Source organism: Vibrio sp. S/42/10 (genome assembly GCF_029890535.1).
In the GTDB taxonomy this organism is placed as follows: domain Bacteria; phylum Pseudomonadota; class Gammaproteobacteria; order Enterobacterales; family Vibrionaceae; genus Vibrio; species Vibrio cyclitrophicus.
This window is the reverse complement of record NZ_JAKMZC010000043.1, coordinates 1-1,283: the sequence shown is the minus strand read 5'-3', so window position 1 is coordinate 1,283 and position 1,283 is coordinate 1. Positions and strand designations below refer to the sequence as shown.

The 1,283-nt window shown below is 47.5% G+C and carries 1 rRNA gene; it reads left to right on the top strand.

The annotated features are described in order from the left end of the window. Positions 1–398: 398 nt before the first annotated feature. Positions 399–1,283 (top strand): 16S ribosomal RNA (locus L8S15_RS21685); the annotation flags it as partial.

Genomic DNA, 1,283 nt, shown 5'->3' with positions numbered 1-1,283 from the left:
CGAATCAACAAGCCAAATTAGCCAAGCTAAGCGCTTGAAAAAAGTTTTGAAAATAGTGGTTGACACTAAAACTTAAATCGCTAAAATGGCCGTCCGATTTGAGCGAAGCTCAAAAAGGAAAAGCTCTTTAACAATTTAAACCTATCAATCTGTGTGGGCACTCGTTGATGAATATCAAAACGTTATTACTTAGGTAGTAACAGTTACTTCGGTAACAAACTTGATTTCAATGAACTGAGTGACCAATACGTTTAACTACTTGTAGTTATTCGGCACAGTCAATTCATTACCATTCTGTTGGAATGGTAATAGCTTTAGAATTACATGTTCATCAATCTTTTTCGAAAGAGCAATGAATATTAGTTTTGAAGTCAGTATTCGTTGAGTCACAAAATCTTAAATTGAAGAGTTTGATCATGGCTCAGATTGAACGCTGGCGGCAGGCCTAACACATGCAAGTCGAGCGGAAACGACACTAACAATCCTTCGGGTGCGTTAATGGGCGTCGAGCGGCGGACGGGTGAGTAATGCCTAGGAAATTGCCTTGATGTGGGGGATAACCATTGGAAACGATGGCTAATACCGCATGATGCCTACGGGCCAAAGAGGGGGACCTTCGGGCCTCTCGCGTCAAGATATGCCTAGGTGGGATTAGCTAGTTGGTGAGGTAATGGCTCACCAAGGCGACGATCCCTAGCTGGTCTGAGAGGATGATCAGCCACACTGGAACTGAGACACGGTCCAGACTCCTACGGGAGGCAGCAGTGGGGAATATTGCACAATGGGCGAAAGCCTGATGCAGCCATGCCGCGTGTATGAAGAAGGCCTTCGGGTTGTAAAGTACTTTCAGTTGTGAGGAAGGGTGTGTAGTTAATAGCTGCGCATCTTGACGTTAGCAACAGAAGAAGCACCGGCTAACTCCGTGCCAGCAGCCGCGGTAATACGGAGGGTGCGAGCGTTAATCGGAATTACTGGGCGTAAAGCGCATGCAGGTGGTTCATTAAGTCAGATGTGAAAGCCCGGGGCTCAACCTCGGAACTGCATTTGAAACTGGTGAACTAGAGTGCTGTAGAGGGGGGTAGAATTTCAGGTGTAGCGGTGAAATGCGTAGAGATCTGAAGGAATACCAGTGGCGAAGGCGGCCCCCTGGACAGACACTGACACTCAGATGCGAAAGCGTGGGGAGCAAACAGGATTAGATACCCTGGTAGTCCACGCCGTAAACGATGTCTACTTGGAGGTTGTGGCCTTGAGCCGTGGCTTTCGGAGCTAACGCGTTAAGT